This is a genomic window from Nocardia sp. CDC160, from assembly GCF_035818795.1.
Taxonomy (GTDB): domain Bacteria; phylum Actinomycetota; class Actinomycetes; order Mycobacteriales; family Mycobacteriaceae; genus Nocardia.
The window spans coordinates 17,551-39,779 of the sequence record NZ_JAYKYT010000012.1 but is presented as its reverse complement, the minus strand read 5'-3'; the positions used below and the strand labels follow the sequence as shown (position 1 = coordinate 39,779).

General features: G+C 68.4%; 21 protein-coding genes. 17 read left to right on the top strand and 4 right to left on the bottom strand.

Annotated features, from left to right (window positions below):
* Positions 1-39 precede the first annotated feature (39 nt).
* The 7 genes from VMT40_RS38695 to VMT40_RS38665 all read left to right on the top strand — a co-directional run bounded on the left by VMT40_RS38695 (position 40) and on the right by VMT40_RS38665 (position 7,393).
* Positions 40-1,116, top strand: a complete 1,077-nt coding sequence (locus VMT40_RS38695) for an Lrp/AsnC family transcriptional regulator (RefSeq protein WP_326364652.1) — start codon at positions 40-42, stop codon at positions 1,114-1,116.
* A gap of 10 nt (positions 1,117-1,126) precedes the next feature.
* Entirely contained in the window at positions 1,127-2,350 is a 1,224-nt protein-coding gene (locus VMT40_RS38690; protein WP_326364651.1) for a serine hydrolase domain-containing protein, read from the top strand.
* Between the two features lie 195 nt (positions 2,351-2,545).
* On the top strand, positions 2,546-4,186 hold the full coding sequence (locus VMT40_RS38685) for a thiamine pyrophosphate-binding protein (RefSeq protein ID WP_326364650.1): 1,641 nt from the start codon (positions 2,546-2,548) through the stop codon (positions 4,184-4,186).
* The gene (locus VMT40_RS38680; RefSeq protein WP_326364649.1) at positions 4,183-4,845 is read left to right on the top strand and encodes an SRPBCC family protein; all 663 of its coding nucleotides are present in this window, start codon (positions 4,183-4,185) and stop codon (positions 4,843-4,845) included. The genes VMT40_RS38685 and VMT40_RS38680 overlap by 4 nt, the downstream gene beginning before the upstream one ends.
* Positions 4,833-5,864, top strand: coding sequence for a 3-oxoacyl-ACP synthase III family protein (locus VMT40_RS38675; RefSeq protein ID WP_326364648.1), 1,032 nt, complete (start codon positions 4,833-4,835; stop codon positions 5,862-5,864). Before VMT40_RS38680 ends, VMT40_RS38675 begins: the two co-directional genes overlap by 13 nt.
* A gap of 12 nt (positions 5,865-5,876) precedes the next feature.
* Positions 5,877-6,881, top strand: a complete 1,005-nt coding sequence (locus VMT40_RS38670) for a pyridoxal phosphate-dependent aminotransferase (protein WP_326364647.1) — start codon at positions 5,877-5,879, stop codon at positions 6,879-6,881.
* Positions 6,882-7,003: 122 nt separating this feature from the next.
* Positions 7,004-7,393, top strand: a complete 390-nt coding sequence (locus VMT40_RS38665) for a MarR family winged helix-turn-helix transcriptional regulator (RefSeq protein ID WP_442790138.1) — start codon at positions 7,004-7,006, stop codon at positions 7,391-7,393.
* Positions 7,394-7,404: 11 nt separating this feature from the next.
* On the opposite strand, the gene VMT40_RS38660 is transcribed toward VMT40_RS38665, so the two are convergent.
* Positions 7,405-8,115 carry a Mut7-C RNAse domain-containing protein gene (locus tag VMT40_RS38660; protein WP_326364645.1) on the bottom strand — a complete coding sequence of 237 codons (711 nt, stop codon included), beginning with the start codon at positions 8,113-8,115 and terminating at the stop codon, positions 7,405-7,407.
* 358 nt (positions 8,116-8,473) lie between these two features.
* On the opposite strand from VMT40_RS38660, the gene VMT40_RS38655 reads away from it, so the two are divergent.
* The 10 genes from VMT40_RS38655 (at position 8,474) to VMT40_RS38610 (ending at position 20,338) form a co-directional block, all read left to right on the top strand.
* Entirely contained in the window at positions 8,474-8,890 is a 417-nt protein-coding gene (locus tag VMT40_RS38655) for a hypothetical protein (RefSeq protein ID WP_326364644.1), read from the top strand.
* A gap of 123 nt (positions 8,891-9,013) precedes the next feature.
* The gene (locus VMT40_RS38650) at positions 9,014-10,618 is read left to right on the top strand and encodes a condensation domain-containing protein (protein ID WP_326364643.1); all 1,605 of its coding nucleotides are present in this window, start codon (positions 9,014-9,016) and stop codon (positions 10,616-10,618) included.
* 3 nt (positions 10,619-10,621) lie between these two features.
* Positions 10,622-11,920: a glycosyltransferase gene (locus VMT40_RS38645; RefSeq protein ID WP_326364642.1), complete on the top strand. Its 1,299-nt coding sequence runs from the start codon at positions 10,622-10,624 to the stop codon at positions 11,918-11,920.
* Positions 11,917-12,891: an ATP-binding cassette domain-containing protein gene (locus VMT40_RS38640; protein WP_326364641.1), complete on the top strand. Its 975-nt coding sequence runs from the start codon at positions 11,917-11,919 to the stop codon at positions 12,889-12,891. Before VMT40_RS38645 ends, VMT40_RS38640 begins: the two co-directional genes overlap by 4 nt.
* Positions 12,888-13,715: an ABC transporter permease gene (locus VMT40_RS38635; RefSeq protein WP_326364640.1), complete on the top strand. Its 828-nt coding sequence runs from the start codon at positions 12,888-12,890 to the stop codon at positions 13,713-13,715. Before VMT40_RS38640 ends, VMT40_RS38635 begins: the two co-directional genes overlap by 4 nt.
* 13 nt (positions 13,716-13,728) lie before the next feature.
* The gene (locus tag VMT40_RS38630) at positions 13,729-15,081 is read left to right on the top strand and encodes a hypothetical protein (RefSeq protein ID WP_326364639.1); all 1,353 of its coding nucleotides are present in this window, start codon (positions 13,729-13,731) and stop codon (positions 15,079-15,081) included.
* 76 nt (positions 15,082-15,157) lie between these two features.
* Positions 15,158-16,171, top strand: coding sequence for an AurF N-oxygenase family protein (locus VMT40_RS38625; protein WP_442790137.1), 1,014 nt, complete (start codon positions 15,158-15,160; stop codon positions 16,169-16,171).
* Between the two features lie 86 nt (positions 16,172-16,257).
* Positions 16,258-17,760, top strand: coding sequence for a flavin-containing monooxygenase (locus tag VMT40_RS38620; protein WP_326364637.1), 1,503 nt, complete (start codon positions 16,258-16,260; stop codon positions 17,758-17,760).
* 70 nt (positions 17,761-17,830) lie between these two features.
* Positions 17,831-19,240 carry a tetratricopeptide repeat protein gene (locus VMT40_RS38615; RefSeq protein WP_326364636.1) on the top strand — a complete coding sequence of 470 codons (1,410 nt, stop codon included), beginning with the start codon at positions 17,831-17,833 and terminating at the stop codon, positions 19,238-19,240.
* A 45-nt stretch (positions 19,241-19,285) separates the two neighbouring features.
* A complete protein-coding gene (locus VMT40_RS38610; protein ID WP_326364635.1) occupies positions 19,286-20,338 on the top strand; it encodes an aminotransferase class V-fold PLP-dependent enzyme in 1,053 nt (350 codons plus the stop codon).
* A 23-nt stretch (positions 20,339-20,361) separates the two neighbouring features.
* Here the strand turns inward: VMT40_RS38610 and VMT40_RS38605 are convergent, their stop codons facing one another.
* The 3 genes from VMT40_RS38605 to VMT40_RS38595 form a co-directional block, all read right to left on the bottom strand.
* Positions 20,362-21,060, bottom strand: coding sequence for a hypothetical protein (locus VMT40_RS38605; protein ID WP_326364634.1), 699 nt, complete (start codon positions 21,058-21,060; stop codon positions 20,362-20,364).
* 171 nt (positions 21,061-21,231) lie between these two features.
* On the bottom strand, positions 21,232-21,744 hold the full coding sequence (locus VMT40_RS38600; RefSeq protein WP_326364633.1) for a hypothetical protein: 513 nt from the start codon (positions 21,742-21,744) through the stop codon (positions 21,232-21,234).
* Positions 21,695-22,066, bottom strand: a complete 372-nt coding sequence (locus VMT40_RS38595; protein WP_326364632.1) for a hypothetical protein — start codon at positions 22,064-22,066, stop codon at positions 21,695-21,697. Before VMT40_RS38595 ends, VMT40_RS38600 begins: the two co-directional genes overlap by 50 nt.
* Positions 22,067-22,229 lie beyond the last annotated feature (163 nt).

The following is a 22,229-nucleotide window of genomic DNA, read 5'->3' as shown; positions in this document are numbered from 1 at the left end:
TCATAAGCGGGAGGAGTGGCTGGATGCCACACTGGCCCCATGCCCGAGGATACGGCCGAATTGCCGGATACCGCCATGCTCGGCGGCGGTGTGCCGGAATCCGCCGCCCTGGCCGCCTTCGACGAGCGCGACCTGGATCTGGTCAACGCCTTGCAGATCAATCCGCGGGCCTCGTGGACGCGCATCGGGGAATCGCTGGGCATGGACGCGACGACCGCGGCCCGGCGCTGGGGGCAGCTGACCGGATCCGGACTGGCCTGGATCACGGCCTACGCACCGGAATTCGCCACCGTCGCGTATCTGCGATTGCGCTGTCGCGCCGAGCACCTGGCCGAGATCTCCGACCGCGCCGCCGCCATGCCCGCCGTCTTCAGCGTCGACCGCATGACCGGCAGTCTGCCCCTGCAACTCTCGGTGGCCGTCGAAAACCTCAGTGCCCTCGACGATCTCACCACCCGGGAGCTGGCCGTCCTGCCCGGCGTCGAGGAGATCCGCACCGCGGTCGGCCTGCACGTGTACATGGAGGGCAGTCACTGGCGACCGCAGGCGCTCGATCCCGGCCAACGCAACCGGCTCACCGATCCGCGCGAGCCGGTCGCCTCCCGTCCGAGACCGGGCGATGCCGCGCTGGTGCTGGCCCTGGCCGCCGACGGCCGCCGCAGCATTGCCGACCTGGCCCGTGACACCGGCCTCACCGAGACCACCGTGCGCCGCCGCGTCTCCGATATGACCCGCTCGGGGCGACTGGTCTTTCGCTGCGATTTCGCGGAGCAGGCCGCGGGCTGGACGGTCACCGCCAATTACTGGGGTCGCCTGCCCGCGGACGCCCTCGACGATCTCGGTGCCGCCCTGGCCTCCTGGCCGGAGATCCGGCTCTGCTCCGCCACCGCCGACGACGACAATGTCGCGCTCATCGCCTGGCTGCGCGCGCCCCGCGAGGCGCTCCTGCTGGAAACCCGGTTGCGGCGCGAGTTTCCGGAGCTGCGGATCATGGAGCGTCAACTCACCCTGCGCACCCTCAAACGGATGGGTCGAATCCTCGGTCCCCGCGGTCGCGCGGTGGGCTATGTCCCATTCCGGGTCTGGGGTCGCGCCGAGGAGGGTCCGTTTCGTTAGGCTCGCCTCGATGACTGGGACGCTGACGCACGGCTATGTCGCCGAGGGATACGGCCGGGTGGCCGATGCCTTCCGGCGCAATTTCGACCATCGCGGTGAGATCGGTGCGGCGGTCGCGGTCTTCGACGGGGAGACGCCCGTGGTCGACCTCTGGGGTGGCTGGCGCGATCCGGTGCGGCGGCTGCCGTGGGAGCGCGACACCATCGCGCCGGTCTTCTCCGCCACCAAAGGCGTTGCGGCACTGGTGCTCGCCATGCTGGTGACGCGCGGGCAGCTGGACTACGACCGGCCGGTGGCGCGCTACTGGCCGGAGTTCGCCGCGCGCGGCAAGGGTGAGGTGACCGTCCGCCAGCTCATCGATCACCAGGTCGGTCTGCACATTCTGCGCGGGACCCGGATGACCCTGGCGGACCTGCGGGATCTGGACCGGGTCGCGGGGGTGCTGGCGGCCCAGCGGCCCGCGTGGACGCCGGGCACCCGGCAGGGGTACCACCCGGTGAGCATCGGTCTGTTCGTCAATGAGCTGGTGCGCCGCGCCGATCCGGGCGGGCGCACCATTCGGCGGTTCATCGCCGAGGAGATCTCCGGACCGCTGGGTGTGGATTTCACCCTCGGACTGGACACCGACCTGGGCGGCGACCGCATCGCGCGCCTGACCCGCACCACCGGACTCGACCTGCGATACGAACGGAATCTGCCCTGGAATCAAGCGATTCCGGCGCTGCTGCGGCGGGGTCAGCTCTTCCGCGCGCTGGCGGTTCCGGATCTGGGCATGCCCGAGGATTTCGTGCGGCCGGAGATCATGTCGGTGGAACTGCCCGGCAGCAATGGCGTCGGCTCGGCGCGCGGGCTGGCCCGCATCTATGCCGCGGGCCTGTCCGGCGAGCTCCCGATCGCCGAGTCGGTCCGCACCCGCATCGCCGACGCCGGTCCGGTGCCCGCCCCCGATGCCGTCCTGCGGACCACGACCCGTTTTCACCTGGGCTTCCGAAAGTCCTGTCCCACCTTCCCGTTCGGTTCACCGGACCACCGCGCCTACGGCACCCCGGGCATGGGCGGCTCGCTCGGCTTCGCCGATCCGTACACCGGTCTCTCGTTCGCGTATGTCCCCAACCGCCTCGGCCTGACCCTCAATGGCGACGTCCGGTGTCTGGGTCTCGCGCGGGCGGTCTTCGCGAAATCGACGCGCCGATCGAGTTCCCGCGGTGAACCGCGGCGGCCCGCCGTTCGTTGATCTAGAGATACCGGCCCCTCGGCCGGGGATTTTGCATGGCTAATTGCCATGGCTAACAGCGCTTTTCGGGAAGCGCTGTGACCTGAGACACATTGATCGACAGCGCTCCGCATGGATACCTTGTGTGCGATGTATTGCGGACGAGCCAATGTGGAACGGGGGAACGTGTCCCAGAAGGAGTCCGACAGACGAACCGTGGCCGACCTCATCGTCGACCGCGTCGCGGCGCACACCGACCATCTCTACGGCGTGGGCGGCGCGAATATCGAAGATCTCTACGACGCCGTCCACCGGCACCCGACACTCACCGGCATAGTCGCCAAACACGAATTCGGCGCGGCCACCATGGCCGACGGCCACGCCCGCGCCACCGCGGGACTGGGTGTCGTGGCCGCCACCTCCGGCGGCGGAGCCATGAATCTCCTTGCCGCCCTGGCCGAATCCTTCGACTCCCGGACGCCGGTGCTGGCCCTGGTCGGCCAGCCGCCCACGGTGTTCGAGGGCCACGGCGCATTTCAGGACACCAGTGGACTCCCGGGGCGCCTGCACGCCGAACGCATCTTCGGCGCGGTATCGGTCTACTGCGCGAAAGTCACTCGACCGCAGGACATTACCGATCAGCTGGATCGAGCCATCGCCGCAGCGCTGACCGGTGGCCCGGCAGTGTTGTTGCTGCCCAAGAATATTCAGGCCGCCGAGGTGACGGCTCCGGACCGATTCGAATCTGCGGCGGACCCGGAGCCGGTCGCCGACACCGAACTGCCGAGCGAATTCGCCGCCGCCCTGGCAGGAGTCTCGCGGTCGGGCCGGACGGTGATCATTGCGGGCCCCGAAATCGCGGCCGCCGATGCCCGACCCGAATTGGCCATTGTGGCAAGGGAACTAGACGCCACGGTCCTGCTCACCCCCGACGCCAAGGATGCCTTCCCGAACCGGGATCCACGGTTCGCGGGCGTGGTCGGGGTCATGGGACACCCCCACGCGCCCGACCTCGTCGCCGAGGCGGAACTGTGCTTGATCATCGGCACACCGCTGTCGATGACGGCACGGGCGGGGCTGGACGCCGCACTGTCGGCGTGCCCACGGGTGCTCCACATCGGAACGGAGCCCCCCTTCGTCTCGGTGCACGCGACGGCGGGCGGTGCGCTGGCCGCGACACTGCGTGAGCTTGCGGCGCTGTCCCATGGGACGAATTCGCCTGGTACACGGTCGCATCCGGCCGAGGTGCCCGAACTCGCGGTACCGGAGGCGTCCGGTCCCGGGGTGCGGTATCGGGCCGCCGTCGCCGCCCTCGAGGCCGCGCTGGAACCCGGAACCGATGTCGTCGTCGATGCCGGAAACACCGGTGCCGCGGTCGTCCATCACCTGCATGTGCCCGAGGACAGCCGATTCCTCCTAGCGCTCGGAATGGGCGGAATGGGGTACTCGTTCGGGGCAGGAATCGGGTGTGCGCTCGGACGAAAGCGGCGGGCCGTCGTGATCGCCGGGGACGGTGCGTATTTCATGCACGGTCACGAGGTGCACACGGCCATCGAGTATCGGGTGCCGGTCACGTTCATCGTGTTCAACAACAACGCCCACGCCATGTGTGTGACGCGCGAACAGGTCTATTACTCCGGCGAATACAGCTTCAACCGGTTCCGGTCGGCGCAGATCGGGGCCGGGGTGGCCGCCATGTTCCCGGACCTGCCCGCCTGGACCGCGCGCAGCCTGACCGATTTCGAAAACGCCCTCGAGAAGGCGCGGGCAATACCCGGGCCCGCATTCATCGAACTGCAGTGTGACCCCGACGAGATCCCACCGTTCGCACCGTTTCTGAAGGAGCCCCGCGCATGACCGAGACCACCCTCTCCGACGAGCCGATCGAGGTTCCGCACCTGGATGTGCCGGGCGTGTACCGCATCGAGACCATGCCGCTCAAGGAGGGCATGCCGCTGGTGCTGGACATGACCCGCGCCGTCTACCCGCACGACGAGATCTACGGCCAGTACTGCACCGTCACCGAATTCATCGACGCACCGCCCGACGAGGTGTACGGCTACCTCGCCGACACCCGCAGCCTGTGCGAATGGACCTACAGCATGCGGGGTTTCGCCCGCACCGAGAATCCCGAGATCTGGGTCTCCGACGACCGTATCGGCTCGCACACCCGCATCTACACCCGCACCGTCGCCAATCCCGAGGCGCGCACGGTGGACTACCACTGCGCCTGGGATCAGGCCGACCACCTGTGGATGATCTACCTCATGCGCGTGGTCGACGCGCAACTGGTGCTGAACAAGCCGGGATGCGTTGTCACCTGGACCAATTGCCATCACCCGTTCTACGAGGAGAACGGCTACCCCGAGACCGCGCCCGAAGGCCGCCCGGTGTGGGTCGGCGATTTCTGGCACCTCTTCGCCGCCGGACACCTGCTGGAACTGCGCAACCTCAAGGCGATCTGCGAACACCGGCACGCCAAGGGCGAGCCGATCAAGCCGGAATGGATGAACTGAGCATGAGCACCGACACCGTCAGCCTGATCGACGTCGCCGGGTACCTTCCCGAGAACATCGTCGCCGCAGACTATTTCGCGCAATACGCCGACCCGGACGAGGTCACCTCGAACATCATGTTCAAGGCGCCCAAGTTCCGCCGTCATATCGCGCCCGGGGAGCGACCCGCCGACATGGCCGAGCGCGCGGTCGCCCCGATCCTGGAGCGCCAGGGTCGAAACGTGCTGCGCGACATCGATGTTCTGATCGTGCACACCCAGCTGCCGGAGATCGCCATTGTCGGCAATGGCGGCGAGGTGGCCGCCCGCCTGGGCATCTCACCGGAATGGCTGATCGATCTGCACAATGGCGGCTGCGCCTCGTTCGTATATGGCATGAAGCTGGCCCGCCAGATCCTGCTGTCCACCGACGCCCGCTCCGCGCTCGTGGTGACCGTGCAGAACGCGGCGGGTCAGATCTTCACCCAGGAGCAGGTGCGCGGCAAGGCGCAGGCCGCCATCCCGGGCGACGGCGCGGGCGCGGGATTGCTGGTGAAGTCCGGTGATTCGCCGATCCTCGATATCGAGACCCGGCATCTGCCGGAGTTCGCCGGGCAGATGACGGTCATCGCCGACCCGCCGCGCCGCTACTGGGAGGCCGGGGCCGGTGAGATGCACGTGGGATTCACCGAATCCAAGATCGCCAAGGTGCTGCAGCGCGGCAACCGGCTGGTGCCCGAGGTCGCCGAGGCGGTGTGCAAGCGGATCGGCGTGCGGTCACCCGAGCTGGATCTACTGGTCACCAACCAGCCCAACCGCGCCTTCCTGCGGAACTGGCGCGACGCGCTGCAACTGCCGCCCGAACGCCATCCCGACACCTTCGACGACTGCGGAAACCTGTTCGGCGCGGGCATTCCCGTCACCTTCGACCGCGCCGTGGACGAGGGCCGGGTCCCGGCCGGTGCGCTGGTGATGTTCGCGGGCTTCGCGCACGCGGGCGACTTCGCCGGGGCCGCCGCCATCCGGTGGGGTGGGCGCTGAAGGGGCCGCGCGATGACCACACTGGTATCGGCCGGACACCGGTTGCAGCTCAATGAGATTCCCTTCGGACCGCCGCCCTCGGTGCGCGACGCGCTCAGTCGCGCGCTGGCCTCGGCCAACCGCTATCCGGAGTTCCTGCCGCAGCGGCTGCCCCGGCTGATCGCACAGCGGCTCGGCTGCGGGCCGGAGCGCATCGTGGTGGGCGCGGGCGCGACCGGCGTGATCATGCACATCGTCCAGGAATTCGGTTCCGGCGGAGCCGAAGTCGTGATGGCGACGCCGACCTTCGACGGGTTCCCGATCCTCACCACCATGGCGGGTGGGCGGCCGGTGCCGGTTCCGCTCACCGGCACCGGCCGTCAGGATCTGACGGCCCTCGCGGCGGCGGTGACCGAGCGGACCCGGCTGGTGGTGGTGTGCAGCCCGCACAATCCCACCGGAACCCTGGTTCCGCCAGCGGAATTCGAAGCGTTCCTGCAGGATATCCCTGCCTCGATCACGGTCGTCCTGGACGAGGCGTACGTGGATTTCGTGGCCGAGGCCGACCGGGCCGACATCTTCGCGCTCTTGGACAAGCGCCCGAATCTGCTTGTGCTGCGCACCTTTTCGAAGGCGTACGGGCTGGCGGCGCTGCGGGTCGGCTACGCCATCGGCGACGCGGAGCTGATCGACCGCGTCGCGCGCTGGCAGCTGCCGTTCGGCATGACCGCGCTCGCCGAGGTCGCCGTGCGCGCCTGCTACGAGGCCGAGGCCGAGATCCAGGCCCGCATCGCGGTGCTGGCCGAGCACCGCGACCGGCTCACCACGGGTCTGCGCGAGCTCGGTCTGTGCGTACCCGACAGCTACGCCAACTTCTCCTACCTGACCCTGCCCGCCGCCGACGCCGAGGTGGTGGCAACCGCGCTCGCGGGCGCGGACATCCACGTCAAGACCTATCCCACCGGGATCCGCATCACGGTCGGCGATCGTTCGGCCACCGACGCCGTGCTCGCCGCGGTCCGCAGTACAGTGCAGTAATGCACGAACATCCGCCTTCCGCACCCGAAGGGCACCGGGCCGGAGCGGACGAGGAGATCGATTACGCACTGCTCTCGCTCAATGCTCAGCTGTGCTTCGCGCTGTACTCCACGTCTCGGTCCATGACCGCCGCCTACCGGCCGTTCCTGGACGATATGAATCTCACCTACCCGCAGTACCTGGTGCTGCTGGCCCTGTGGGAGCGTCCCGGCATCACCATGAAGGACCTGGGCGAACAGGTCCACCTCGACTACGGCACCCTCTCGCCGCTGGTCCAGCGACTACAGTCGCGCGGCCTGGTCGAGAGCGTGCGCAGCGCCACCGACGGCCGCGCGGTCGTCCTGCACGCCACCGAGGCCAGCCGTGAGCTTCAACACGGTGCGCAGCACATGATCCAAACCGTGCTGGATCTGGTGGGGGTTCCGGTGGAGGAGATCGAGACGCTGCGCGATCAGGTCAAGGCGCTCGGCACGCGCCTCGACGCCGCGGCCGCGGCCGCCCGCGCCCGCTGATCCGGTCTTTCTCAGGCGAATTTCGCCATGGCGTCCGCCACGATGGCATCCAGCCGCGCGTGGTGGGCGCCCTTCCAATAGGTCTGGCCGCAGTCGACGCACTGGGCGAAGGAGTCGTAGCTGCGGCCGGTATTGCCCGGCAGGTGGGCGCGGACGGCCTCGCGCTCGGCGGCGCGCAGGACCCCGTTACAGGACGTGCAGCGGGTCCACGGATCCAGCCGCGGCGCGAAGCGGGACAGGATGTCGTCCAGTTGCTCCGCCGGATGATGGCTGTAAACATAAGCGCCGGAATAGATTTCCCGACGGCGTAGCAGTCCGCGATCACGGGAGAGCAGAACTCGGGACTCGGCCGCGGAGCGGGCCGCCAGGGCGGCGTCGCCGATATCCGGATTCTCGTACGCCGCATCGATTCCCAGCAGTCGCATGCGCCGGGCCAGGGTGCCCAGATGAATGTCGAGCAGAAAGCGCAGCGGCTCCGCGCTCGGCTGCGGGCGGGCCACGGCCGCCACCACGACCCGCTCGCCGCCGGAGGGAATGTGCCCGGTCGCAACCGCTTCGCCGTTCACCGACAGTCCACCCACCTCGGTGAGCGGGACGCCCAGCGACTCCACCACGTGTCCGAGCGTCGAGGTGCCGTCGATGCGGATGCGCGCGCCGTCCCGCTGCCCGACGAAAACGCGCAGCTCGGGCGCGAACTCGACGGTGATTTCCCCTGGGTTCACCAGCTCAGGATCCCAGAAACGGGGCGGCGGCGAGCAACTCAATTTCGATCTTGGTTCCCGACAGGCTCCGAAAGAAAAGTGAAGTGGAGGCCATTTTCTCCTACCCAGTGGCCTGAAGCACAGTGGAAGGATATTGGAACAGTTCGTTAACCAATTGTTTGCAGTTGTATGGGTTGCGCGGTTGGAATGTTGGTGTTTTTCTTGGTGCGCAGGTCGATTTCGACCCACCGACGGACGTAAGGAGAAATTCCCGTCGGGTGCCATTCTCGGCAGCGTCGCCGCCGCACATTCGACCTGCGACCACCGAGCCGCCGTCCATCGGCGCTCGCCCTGATGAAGGTTGAAAGGAATACAGGCCATGAGCGAATCCCGATTGGCCGGTGCGGCCGTCATTCTCGCGGGCATCGCGGTGCCCCTTCTCGTGCCTGCCCTGGCTGCCGCCGCGCCGGTGGACGGTGATCCCTCCACCGCCACCGGCGTGGGAGTCCAAGCACCCGATCCCGCACCCCAGCAGTCGATATTGCCGCAGCTCGGAACCGGTAGCGCCGCAGCCGGAACCGGCAGCTCGACCGCCGCCGGACTGGCCGGGGCACTGGGCACCGGCAGTTCGGCAGCGGGCACCCTGGCCGGGCTCTTCCCCGGACCGGGCACGGCGCTCGGACTGCTCGGCACCGGCAGCGGTGCCGCCAGCGGTTCGGCGCAGGCCGGTGGCACGGCCGCACAGGCATTGGGTACGGGAAGCGCCGCCGCGGGCGCTGGATCCTCCGGTAAGTAGCAGTAGCTTTCAATTCGCCGGGCAGCAATTGATCGTTTCAGGTGGAAGTGTTCTGCTCAGCCTGATTCATTTACGAAATTCTAACGGTCACTGTCCGAGCGGATTTAGATGAGGGAGACGGTCATGGACTACACTCACCTGTCCGAATTCGCCGTGCGCCCCGGCGCACTCACACTCTGGCGCGCCGAACTGGCCGCCGGGGCCGCCTGGGCCACCGACGAGCGACCCTTCACCAGCGTCCATGTCCGGCACTGCCGCGATACCGACGCCACCGATCCGCGCCCGGGCCGAGGCCGGTGGATCGGAACCATCTTCGAGATGGACGCGCCCTTCGACGCCGCGCACTGGAGCGAGACCGTGCGGCTGTGGCACGCCCGCCACGAAGGGCTGCGCACCACGCTGGCCTCGTACGGGGACGGCGAGCCGACCTCGTCCAGGGACGCCGAACCGGAGCGATTGATCTGCGCGGCCGCCGATGTCACCGTCGCCGCCGAACCGGTGCCCGGGGTCACCGAATCCCGGCACATCAACGAATACCTCACCGACGCACTGGAATTGCGGCTGTCGCCGCTGCGCTGGCCGCACTGCCTGCTGGCCACCGTGGAGCACGCCGACACCGCCGACTTCACCGTGCTGGTCGCCGCCGACCACTCGGTCATGGACGCCTACTCGCAGGCCATTGTCATTCTGGAACTGCGCGCGCTGTACGCTGCCGTGGCCCAGGGGGAACCGGTCCGCGAATCCCCGACCTTCGGCAGTGCGGCCGACTTCGCGCAGTGGGAGCGCAGCATGGCGGCCGGTCTCACCACCGAGTGCGAGCCGGTCCGCTACTGGCGGCGCTTCCTGGACGGCTCCGGCGGCATGCTGCCGCGTTTCGAGCCCGCCATCACCTCGTCCAGCGCGACGGTGTCGCATCGGCCGCAGCAGAGCGTCTCGCGAAAGCTGCTGTCGCTCAACGATCTCGAGCGCGTGGAGCAGGCGGTTACCGAGCGCGGCCACCGCCTGTCGGTGGCGGTGTTCACCGCGCTGGCCATCGCCTACCGCCGCACCTTCGGCTACATCTCGCTGCGTGCCATCATGCCCATCGCCACCCGCCCCGATCTGCGTTGGCTCGAATCCATGGGCTGGTTCGTGAATGTGGTCCCCATCGACATCACCCTCGCCCCCGACCTGGACGTGGACAGCGCCCTGGAGACCACCCGGACCACCCTGCGCCGCTCCAAGGTCGCCAATGACGCCACCTGGACCCGGGTGCTGGAACTGCTCGGCTGCACCGACCGTCCCCGTTTCGGCGTCTCCTTCCTCGATATTCGGGTGCTGCCCGACTACGAGCTGGTGGAATCGCTGCGCGGGCACACCCTGCGCGCCGAGTCCTACTCCGGTGACGAGGTCTTCTTCTGGATCGTCCGCGCCGCCGACGGTCTGCGCCTGTCCACCCGCTTCCCCGCCTCCTTCCCGGCGGTGGAGATGGACCGCTTCCTGGCCGAATTCACCAGGGCCATGCTGGAATTCACGCACGGTCTGCGCCCGGAGGTTGCCACCGGGCCTGCCATCCCGAGTGCCTCGCAGGTGCTGCGCGGCGAGGGCGACACCTCGATTCGCGTGGATACCGGCACCGACACCGGGACCCGAACCGCCGCGGCGCGAGAGCCTTTCGGGGTCCCCACACCCACACCCGCCCCCGCGGCCGATCCCGGCTCAGCGCCCCTAGCCCCCGCGCGGGTGTAAACCATGCGGGCCCTGCTGGCGTTCGCGGGAAGTCGCGGCGACGCTCAACCCGGCGTGCTGCTCGGGCGCGAGCTGGCGCGGCGCGGGCACGAGGTGACCGTGGCGGTATCACCGAACCTGGTGGAATTCGCCGCGCGGCACGGGGTTTCGGCGGTGCCGTTCGGACTGGACAGCGGCGAGCTGCTGCGAGCCCAGCGGGATGACGAACGGTTTCGTGGCCCGAACCCGATTCGGCGTGTGCAGGCCGTGCTGGATCTGCAGCGGCGCGGTTTCGGCGAGGCGGCGGGCGACCTGTTCGCCCTCGCCGGGGACAAGGACGTCCTCGTCACCGGGATGGCGTGTGAGGAGGTCGCCGCCGAAGTCGCCCGCCACCACGCCATCCCGCTCGCGGCGCTGCACTTCTTTCCGATCCGCCCCAACGGTGTGGTGCCGGTCGTCCCGACGGGCCCCGCGTCTCGCCTGCCCGGCGAGCTGCACCGGCTGGGCTGGCACGCCCTGACCAAGGCCCGCGCCTGGGCGCTCGCCAGCGAGATCGCGGCCTTTCGACGAGCGAATGGGTACGGGCCGAACGACACCGAGGTGCCGTTGGTGTCCTACACCGCCGTGCAGGCATACGATCCGGATCTGTTCCCGGGGCTCGTGGACACGCTGCGCGACGAACCCTTCACCGGCTTCCCGGTACCCCCTGCGGGTAGCGAACTCGACCCCGAGCTGGCCGAGTGGCTGACCGAGGGCCCGCCCCCGGTGTACGCCGGGTTCGGGTCCATGCCGGTCGCCGACCCGATCGCGACCGAGTCGATGGCACGGGAGGTGTGCCGACGGCTCGGACGGCGACTGTTGTTGGTGGGCCCCATGTTCCGGCCGCGCATCGGTCTGGATCTGGCCGTCGTCGATCAGGTCGACCACGGCGCGGTCCTGCCGCTGTGCACGGCGGCCGTGCACCACGGCGGCGCGGGCACCACCGCCGCCGCGCTGCGCGCCGGTGTCCCGTCGGTGATCTGCTCGGTGCAGGCCGATCAGCCCTACTGGGGCCGACAGCTCGAGCAACTCGGACTGGGCGTGACCGCCCCGTTCGCGGACCTGACCGCGAATCGGCTGGAGCGCTTGCTGATTCGGGCGACCGCGCCCGAAGTAGTGGCCTGGGCGGCGGCCTATGGCGCGGGCTTCCGCGACGACGGCGTCGCGCGGGCCGCCGATGTCATCGAATCCTGCTCCGCCAACAGAGAATCCGCCAAGACAGAATCCATTGCTCCGGACACCGGTGTTCGCGAGCTTCCGAGCACGATCGGAGGTGTGCGATGAGCACGGAGATCGCCATCGAAACCCGGGGGCTGGGTAAGAGTTTCGGGTCCATGAATGCCGTCGAGGCGGTGGACCTGCGGGTCGCGGCCGGAACGGTGTTCGCGCTGCTCGGGCCGAATGGCGCGGGGAAGACCACCACGGTGCGCATGCTGTCCACGCTGCTGCGCCCATCCCGCGGCACCGCAACGGTTTTCGACTACGACGTGGTCGAGCAGGCCACCGCGGTGCGGTCCATGATCGGGCTCACCGGGCAGTACGCGGCCGTGGACGAGAACCTGACGGCGTGGGAGAACCTGCGCCTGTTCGGGCGGCTGCTCGGCCTGACCCGCCGCGCCGCCCAGGACCGGGCCGCCGAACTGCTCGAGGAATTCGAGCTGACCGGTGCCGCGCAGCGTCGGGTGTCCTCGTTCTCCGGCGGCATGCGGCGGCGGCTGGACCTCGCCGCCACGCTGATCACGGTGCCGCCCTTGATCTTCCTGGACGAGCCCACCACCGGACTGGATCCGCACACCCGCGAGCGCATGTGGTCGGTGGTGCGCGGCCTGGTCGGGCGGGGCGCGACCATCCTGCTCACCACCCAGTACCTCGAGGAGGCCGACGCGCTCGCGGACCGGATCGCCGTCATCGACCACGGCACGGTGGTCGCCGAGGGCACGGCCGGGGAGCTGAAATCCTCCATCGGCGAGGAGGTCCTGCGGATCGATCTCGTCGACCCCGAGCAGCGCCCCCTGGCGGACGCCGCCGTCGAACGCCTCACCGGCACCACACCGCTGCACGGTGACAATCCCGCCACGCTGACCATCCCGCTCGACGACATCGGCACCGCCGCCGACCTGATCACCGCCTGCCGCGACAGCGGAATTCGCCTGCGCGGCTTCGGGGTCGAGCGCCCCGACCTGAATTCGGTGTTCCTGGCGCTGACCCAGCGCCCGGCCCGCACCTCGCTTCCGGCAGAAAGGGCGAGCGCATGACCGTCGCCAATCCGGTGCTCGTGCACCCGACCGCCCGCATCGCGCGCGCCCCGCGCATCACCCATGTCGGCCTGCGCGCGGGCCTGGCGCAGTCGCTGTTCATGGCACAGCGCGGCATGCTGACCTTCCGGCACAGCCCGCAGCTGCTCTACGACGCGGTCCTGCTGCCCATTGTCGGGCCGCTGTTGTTCGGCAGCGTGTTCGGCAAGGCCATCGCGGGCAGCCTGGACGCCTACCTGCCCACGCTCATCCCCGGTGTCCTGGTACAGATCGTGCTGACCTCCTCGGTCGCCATGGGAGTCCAACTCTCCGAGGACATTCGCTCCGGCGTGTTCGACCGCTTCGTCTCCATGCCCATCGCCCGCTTCGCGCCGGTGGCCGGGGGACTGGTGGCCGGTGCGACCCGCTATGTGATCGCGGCGCTCATGGTGCTGCTGGTCGGCTTCGGCATGGGCTACCGGCCCGAGCATCCGTTCGGGCTGATCCTGGGTGCGGCGCTGGTGGTGTTCGCCACCACCGCCATGAGTTGGCTGTTCGCCTTCATCGGCGTCACCGTGGCCAAACCCGCTGCCGTGCAGGGCATGTCGATGCTGGTGCTGACCTTCGTCAGCTTCGCCTCGAACGCCCTGGTCCCGGTGGCGGCCATGCCCACCTGGCTGCGGCACGTCTCCGACTACAACCCGGTCTCGCATCTGGTGGCGGCCGTGCGCAAGCTCGCCGAATCGGGTTCGGTCGGCTCCGACTTCGCCTGGTCGGTGGGAGCCGCGCTGGTCGTCGCGATCGTGTTCGCGCCCTTGACCGTTCGCACCCTGCGTGCCCGTTGATCCGGAGGTTGCCATGACCGCAGTCCTCAACCGGCTCACCGCCGACGACGACCTGTTCCTGAAACTGCACGACCTGTACGGCACCGCCCTGGTCAACCAGCTGGCCTGGCGCTTCGACGAGCGCCTGGATCCGGTGGTGCTGAACCGCTTTCACGCCCATCTCGCGCACGGCTTCCTGTCGCGACGGGTGATGACGACCTCGGTGCCCTTCGCCCGGCCCTGGTGGGTCAGCGCCACCACCGCCGAACCGCTGGCCCTCCAGGACGAGCCGGTGGCCGACAATGGCGTGCTGGATTGGCTTTTCGCGCAGAGCGCGGTGCAGTTCGATCCGGTCAGCGGTCGGGTCTGGCGGCTGTCGGCCGCGCCGACGACCTCCGGCGGCACCCTGCTGTCGCTGGTGACCTCGCACGTGGGCGCGGACGGCGGGGCCGTCCTGTACGCGGTGGGCGATGCGCTGGATCGGCTCGACAAGCGTGCGACGCCCGACATCACGACGAGTTCAGGGCGTCTGGTGGGTTCGATCCCCGCGGGCGGCCTGCTCCGCTCGCACGTCGCGGACGGTCTCGGCCAACTGCGGGCGGCGGCGCTGAGCCTGCGCGCCGCCTACGCCGCCCGCAAGGTCCAAGAGCCCGAACGCAATCCCCGCCCGGCCGAGCCCCGGCGTCTCCTGCCCGACCGCTACTCGGCCGCCGACCTGGTGGTGGAAGTCGATGCGGCCGAATGGAATTCCGTCGCCAAGGCCCACGACGGCACCGCCAACGGCCTCATGGTCGGTGTCGCGGTCGGCGTGCTGGGGCGCAGCGGCCGCATTCCCGACGGCTCCGCGGTGCGCGTGGATATTCCGCATTCCCTGCGCGGCGTGGACGACCCGCGCGGCAATGCCACGACCGGCCTGCCCATCGCCGTGCCCTACCGCAAGGGCGAACTCACCGATCTGCGCCAGGTGCGCACCGCCATCAAGCAGGCCGCCCACGCCTACGCCGACCCGGCGACCACCCCGGCCCTGCAACACCTGCAGCCGATCCAGCAGATGCTGCCCCGATTCGTGCTCGGCTATTTCTCCCGGACCGCCAAGGCGCCGGAGTGCCTGTGCACCAATCTCGGCGAGACCGGTCAGGGCGTGGCGACCATCGCCGGTGTGCGCGCCCGCTCGGTGCTCATGCGCCCGGTGGTCTGCACGGGCGAGACCGAGCTGTTCCGCCGCCTCGAAATCGGCCTGAATCTGTCCTGGTCCAGCGACGGCGACACCGTCACCCTCGCCATCACCGGAGCCGACCCGGACCGCTTCCCGACCCGGGAAGCATTGCGCGACCTGGTCCTCGACGAGTTCGAGAGCTGGGGTCTGCGACCGCGATTCTGGACCTAGTCGATCTCTTGTTGACGACCTGCCAGCTTAGGTGTAACTATGGGATACAGTTACTTAGGTCACTCCCCGAGAGGCTCTGACAATGACGTCAGCACCCGTGAAGGCCGACGACACGGTCGAATTCGCACGGCAGTACGCCGAGAAACTCCTGTTGCTGTCGCAGGGCTCGGTCGACAAGCACTTCGATCCTTTTGCCGATATCGATTGGGACAACCCGGATTTCGCGGTCACGCCGAACGACCGGCGCTGGATCCTGCCGGTCTCCGGTGACATGTTCGCCCGCCACCCCTGGTATCAGGCGCAATCCGAGGCGCGCAAGATCGCCATCGGGCTGTGGCGGCAGGCCAATATCGCCAAGGTGGGACTGCAATTCGAGACCCTGCTCATCGGCGGCATGGTGCAGCACACCTTCAAGCTGCGCAATGGCTCACCGGAGTTCCGGTACTGCACCCACGAGGTCATCGAGGAGTGCAACCACACCCTCATGTTCCAGGAGATGGTGAACCGCATCGGGATCGACGTGCCCGGCATGGGGCCGATCCTCAAGCAGCTCACCTACATCGTGCCGCCGTTGGCCTCGATCTTCCCGAATCTGTTCTTCATCGCGGTGCTCTCCGGCGAGGAGCCGATCGACCACGTGCAGAAGGCGATTCTGCGGGCCGGGGAGGACGTGCATCCGATCATGCGCGGCGTCATGGCGATTCACATCGCCGAGGAGGCGCGACACATCTCCTTTGCCCACGAGTTCCTCGAACACCATGTGCCGCAGGCGAACCCGCTCAACAAGTTCGTGCTGTCGCTGGCCTTCCCGATCGTCATGTGGATCGGCGGGCGGGCCATCGTGATTCCGCCGCGGGCGTTCTTCAAAGAATTCGACATTCCGCGCGAGGTGCGCAAGGAGGTGTTCTTCGGCTCGCCGGAGTCCAAGGAGGCGTTCGCGGGTTTCTTCGGGGACGTCCGCGCGCTCGCCAAGAAGATCGGTCTCATGAACCCTGTCTCGCGGCAGGTGTGGAAGGTCCTCGGCATCGATGGCCACACCACCCGCTACCGCTCCGAACCGGACCGTCCCGGCCAGGTCCGCGCGGCCTGACCCCAGTAGACGTTACCAAGATTCACATGTAATACTCGGTGCGCCCGGACGCCGGTGTCCGGGCGCGACCAGAAGCGAGAACAGCGATGACGCGGCATGTCGACGTACTGATCATCGGCGCGGGCCTGTCCGGTATCGGCATGGCCTGCCACCTGACCAGGGAGAAGACCGGGCGCAGCTACCTGATCCTGGAGCGGCGGACCGCCATCGGCGGCACCTGGGACCTGTTCAAGTACCCCGGCATCCGCTCGGATTCGGACATGTACACCTTCGGGTACGGTTTCCGGCCCTGGCACGGCACCAAGGTGCTGGCCGACGGGCCGCGCATTCGCCAGTACATCGAGGACACCGCGCGCGAGTACGGCGTCACCGATCACATTCGCTTCGGCCGCAAGGTCACCAAGGCCGCCTGGTCGAGCGAGCAGGGTGTATGGAGCGTCGAGGTGCTCGACGCGCGCAGCGGCAAGACCGAGACCTACACCAGCGACTTCCTCGTCGGCTGCACCGGCTACTACGACTACGACAACGGGTACCGGCCCGCGTTCCCGGGCGAGGAGAACTTCCGCGGGCGGATCGTGCACCCCCAGCACTGGCCCGAGGACCTCGACTACCGCGGCAAGCGCGTGGTCGTGATCGGCAGTGGCGCAACGGCCATCACCCTCATTCCGGCCATGAGCGGCGACGCCGCGCACGTCACGATGCTGCAGCGTTCGCCCACCTACATTGCCGCGCTGCCCGCCGACGACCCGGTCGCGGTCGGGTTCAAACTCGCGAAGGTACCCGCGACCCTTGCTTACAAGGCGGGCCGGGCGCGCAACATCGCCCTGCAGCGCGCGAGTTACCAACTGTCGCGGACCAATCCGAAGCTCTCGGCCAAGCTCATGCTGGCCGCGGTGCGCGCCCAGGTCGGGCCGAACATCGACATGAAGCACTTCACACCGAGCTACAACCCGTGGGATCAGCGCCTGTGCGTGGTCCCCAATGGCGACCTGTTCCGGGTGCTGCGCAAGGGTGAGGCCTCCATCGTCACCGACACCATCGAGACCTTCACCGAGAAGGGCATCCGGGTGTCCTCGGGCGAGGAGATCGAGGCCGACATCATTGTCAGCGCAACGGGTTTGAGTGTGCAGATGCTCGGCGGCGCGGTCCTCGAGGTCGACGGCCAAACCCTGGCCACCCGAGACCTGGTGGCCTACAAGGGCGCACTGCTGGGCACCGTCCCGAACATGATGGTGGTCCTCGGCTACACCAACGCCTCCTGGACGCTGAAGGCCGACCTGGCCGCCGAGTACTTCTGCCGCCTGCTGAATCACATGCGCGACAACGGGTATCGCGAGGTTGTCGCGATACCCGAGGACGCCGACAAGTCCGAGGCCTCGCTCATGGGCGGTGCGCTGACCTCCGGCTACATTAAGCGCGGTGACGGCGTCATGCCCCGCCAGGGCGCGCGCGGGCCGTGGCTGGTCATCAACAACTACTTCCGCGACCGCGCCATGCTGCGCAAGGCACCCCTGGAAGACGGCATCCTGCGCTTCCGTCGCGCCACCGGTACGGCGGCTGCGGCCCCGGCCGAGTCTCGCTCGGCCTGAACGATTCCCACTCGCGAAGCCGACCGTGCCCTGTGTACGGTCGGTACTTTCGCGTGGAGGGGAGAAACACATGAGTTACCCGGTCGAGTCGGTCGAGCTTCGGGACCGAGGTCTGGCGGCCGTGCGGGAGGGGAATCTCGAGGCCGCCGAGCAGCTGCTCCGGCAGGCGTTCGAGGCCGGGCACGCCGGGGCCGCCAACGATCTGGCGGATCTGCTGCTGCGGCGCGGTGACCGCGAGGAGGCCATTCGGTGGTGGCATCGCGGCGCCGAATCCGGCGATCCCGAATGCCTTTTCGAGCTCGGGTACGTCGAGGAGGCCGCGGGCGATCTGGCCGCCGCCGAGCGGTGGTACCGGCGCGGCGTCGAGATCGGCGGCACCGGTTCACTGCTCAATCTGGCCAATATTCTGGAGGGCCGGGGCGAGCGGGACGAGGCCATGGAGCTCTACCGGCGGGCCTGGGCGGCCGGAAACGACAAGGCCGCATTCAACCTCGGACGCATCTACGACGATGGCGGGCGCGGCGATCAGGAGGCCGCCGAACTTTGGTACGCCCGGGCGGCCGAACGCGGAAACGCCGGTGCCGCCTTCAATCTCGGCTTCGTGCGCGGCGATCGCGGCGATGTCGAGGGCATGCTGGACGCGTGGCGGCGGGCCGCCGGTTTCGGGCACCCGAGGGCGGGACACGCGCTGGCCGATCACTACGGTCGGCGCGGCGCGCTGGCCCAGGCCCGGTACTGGTCCGAATTCGCCGACGGGCCACGGGTTTTCAGCCCCGAGTTCGAGGCCTTCGGCGGCTGGGGCGCGGCCGCCGCCATCCACCGGCAGGACCTGCTCAACGAGTTTCTGGGCGACGACTACGTGCACTACGACCTCGACGCGCGCACCTTCGAGGTCGGCGAGAACACCTACGGCGGAGTGACTTTCCTCGGCAGCTTCTCCAACCTCGACCAGAGCTGGCTGTGGTCCTGGAACAACTCCCACTTCGACCCCGCCGCACCGGCTCTCGCGGCGGTCGAACGGATTCGGGAATACGGTGCGCAGCAGGGCATCCCGGAGTTCATCTGTGGTCGCCTGGACATGTCCAATTTTCCGAATCCCAAGCAGGCGGCGACCATCATGGCCATCGCGGCCGCATCCCTGCTGGGCGGCAACGGGGTCAACTCCGTCGGCATCAATAATGGCAAGGGCAGCACCTACGTCCACCTGGACGATCCGCGACTCCCGGCCGACGAGTACGACCCGATCGCCGCGCCGCGGCTGCTCATGACGGCCGCCGAGGTGTTTCCCGCGGACCACGCGCTGATCGTGCGCGGACTGCTGACCCACTACGGCCCGAGCCTGTTGCAGATGTCGCAGGAGGCCATCATCGGCGAATTGCCGGGCGGCCATCGGCTGGCCGTGGAGTTCACCGAGCGCGGATTGATCAAGGCGATCAGCTCCGATCCGGCACGACCGGACCAAGATCGGGCCAGTGACTGACCGTTGGACCTTGGCGCGGGCCGGGTGCGGTCGCAAGATGGAGGAATGACCACCACATCGCCCGCGTTCAGCTCCGTCGTGCGAGCCGAGTTCGCGCCCACCACCACCTACTTGAACTCGGCCAGCTACGGGCTGCTGCCGAAGTCGGTGGTGGCCGCGGTGATCGAGGCCGAGGAACAGCGCATGCGCGGGGAGTTCGACATCCCCGGGGTGGACTCGATCATCGACGAGTGCCGGGCCGCGTTCGGGCGGCTCACCGGGTTCGGGGCCGAGCAGGTGGCGGTGGGTTCGCAGGTGTCGCAGTTGGTCGGGCTGGTGGCGCAGAGCCTGCGGCCCGGCGCGAATGTGCTGGTGCCAGAGCACGAATTCAATTCCGTGCTCTGGCCTTTCCTGGTCCGGACCGATCTCAATGTGCGGGTCGTGCCGCTGGCCGAGCTGCCCGACGCGATTCGCCCCGGTGACGATGTGGTCGCCGCGGCCGTGGTGCAGTCCGCCGACGGCGCGGTGCTGGATGTGGCCGCGACCGTGGCCGCCGCCCGGGCACACGGCGCGCGTGTGCTCTTCGACCTGAGTCAGGCGGCGGGCTGGCTGCCCGTGCACGACACCGGGGCCGACTGGATCGTCAGCGTCGGCTACAAGTGGTTGCTCGGTCCCAAGGGCACCGCCTTCCTGGCGGGAACCCCTGCGGCACTGGACGATCTGACTCCCGTCGCGGCGGGCTGGTACGCCGGATACAACCCGTGGGAGACCTGCTACGACGGCCCGCTGCGGCTGGCGCCGGACGCGCGGCGCTTCGATGTCGGACCGGTGTGGCCCGCGTGGATCGGCCAGCGGCGCAGCCTCGAGCTGATCGAACAGGTCGGCGTCGAGACCATTCACCGCCACGATGTCGCCCTCGCCGATCGCCTGCGCAAGGGACTCGGTCTGCCCGAGGGCAATTCGGCCGTGGTGTCGATCGAGGTGGCGGAGGCGGCCCTGGAACGGGTGCGGGCGGCGGGGATCGTGGGCGCGATGCGGGCCGGTCGGCTGCGTTTGGCGTGCCACCTGTACAACACCGAGGACGAGATCGACCGGGCGCTCGACGCCCTGCTCGGCTGAGGTCAGGCCCTGCTCGGCTGAGGCTAGATCGGCTGGAAGCCCGCGCCCACACCCTTGGTCGCGTCGACGGCCTGGCGGACCGTGTCGAAGGCGACGGCGATGACCGGGGTGTGAATCGGATTGTTGGGGTCGGTGCAACTGAAGCGCAGCACCCGGGTGTCGCTGATGAGCGGTGCGGAGACCATGCCGACGAGCTGGTCGCCGATGGTGACGGGAGCGCCGGAATCGCCGTAGCTCGAGCAGGCCTGCTCCATGAAACCGACCGGGCTCGATGCCCAGACGACGCCGCAGGCGTAGCCGCTGGTCCGGCCGTTCTGGCAGACAATGCTCCAGGCGGGTGGTGCGGGGGCGAGTCCGGCAATGCTGCCGCCATTGACCGTACGCAGCGGGGTGACCACGCTCGGATCGAATTCGATGACGGCGTAATCGAGTTGGGCATCGGCGGCGCGAACCACGCCGACCACCCCGGCATCGGGGAACTGTTCGCCGCGCACCGGCGTCCCGGCCTCGGCGCAGTGTCCGGCGGTGAATCCGACCAGTCGTCCGGCCGCGTCGTAGCCGATGGCGGTCAGGCTGCATTTGGTGGACCGGCCCAAGACGATGCCCGAGCCGCCACCGAGAGCGGCCTGGGTGTCACCGGGATCGGCCTGCGCGGCCGGAACGGCGGATAAACCGCAGGCCACAGCCACCGCGGCGGGTGCGATCCAGCGGTTCACCTGCATTGCCCAACCACCCATCCGATTCGACGTGTGCGACTAGCTACACGGTAGCCCCGGATCAGCCGTGTGCGGTGCCCAGCACCAGTCCCGACAGGATCACCGACGTCACCGCCAGCACCGAGGCCACGGCCCACCGGCTGAAGTGCCGCTGTCCGGTCCGGATATTGGTGACCATCAGCGCCCGGAACTCCCCGTTCCGATTCCGGTGTCCCTCCGCGAACGCCGGATCGCCCGGATCCAGATCGGTGCCGAACAGCGGCAGAAAGAGAAGGCTCCACTGCGCCCGGCATCATCGGTCATCAGCAGTCGTATTCCCCGGTGCACCCGGATCGGTGCGAGAAACCCGGCCGTCCGTGACACCCGGGCCATCGCGTGAAAGAACAAGGCGGTGACGGCCACCCCTCCCGCCGTCACCGCCATCGCCGCCCGCGAAAGCGGCAGCATTCCCTCCCCGACCAGCACCGCCGCCGTTCCCATGAACCAGAACGGTTGCAGCGCGGGCATTTCCATGGGTTTCGGTGTCGAGCCGATCGTCCCGATCAGGCTCGCCCGCCGATACCCCGAGGATGGCAGCGGTAGCACCGCCGCCACCCGATGCAGCGTCCGCCCGCACCCCCGGCACACGCGGACGCCCTGTTCATCCGTCCAGCCGCAGCGTGGACATCGGTCGACGGCATCGGTTGTCATTGAGATCTCCTCCCAGGATCTCGAACCGTGGTTCGGCGTACCGATCCCACAGCAGCACAACAACATCACGCAGTGGCACCCCGAGCCGCTCGGCCATCAGCTCGGCCATCGCGAGCGCCTCCTCGGGGTCCGCAGGCGCGGGATCGCTCAAGATCTCATCGAGCTCCATAGCGATACGGGCGAGCTCCAACGAAAGCATCCGATTGGGCAGCCAGGTAACCACCCAACTGTCCATGGAAAGGGTTGTGCGAACCGCCATCTCAGGCGTCTTGTCGCTACGTATCGTCCAGGGCGTGAATTCGAGGGCCATGTGCTCGGGCACCTCCTCAATGTGGTTGTAGCACCAACGATACTGGAGAGCATCGATGGCACATAGCCAGAAGTTTTGCACACCAGCGACACTGAATGTGCATTGAATGCTTATTAATGAGCATCAGGTGTGATAGTTATGCGAAATATCGCGGATATCAATCAGTTTGGACGCC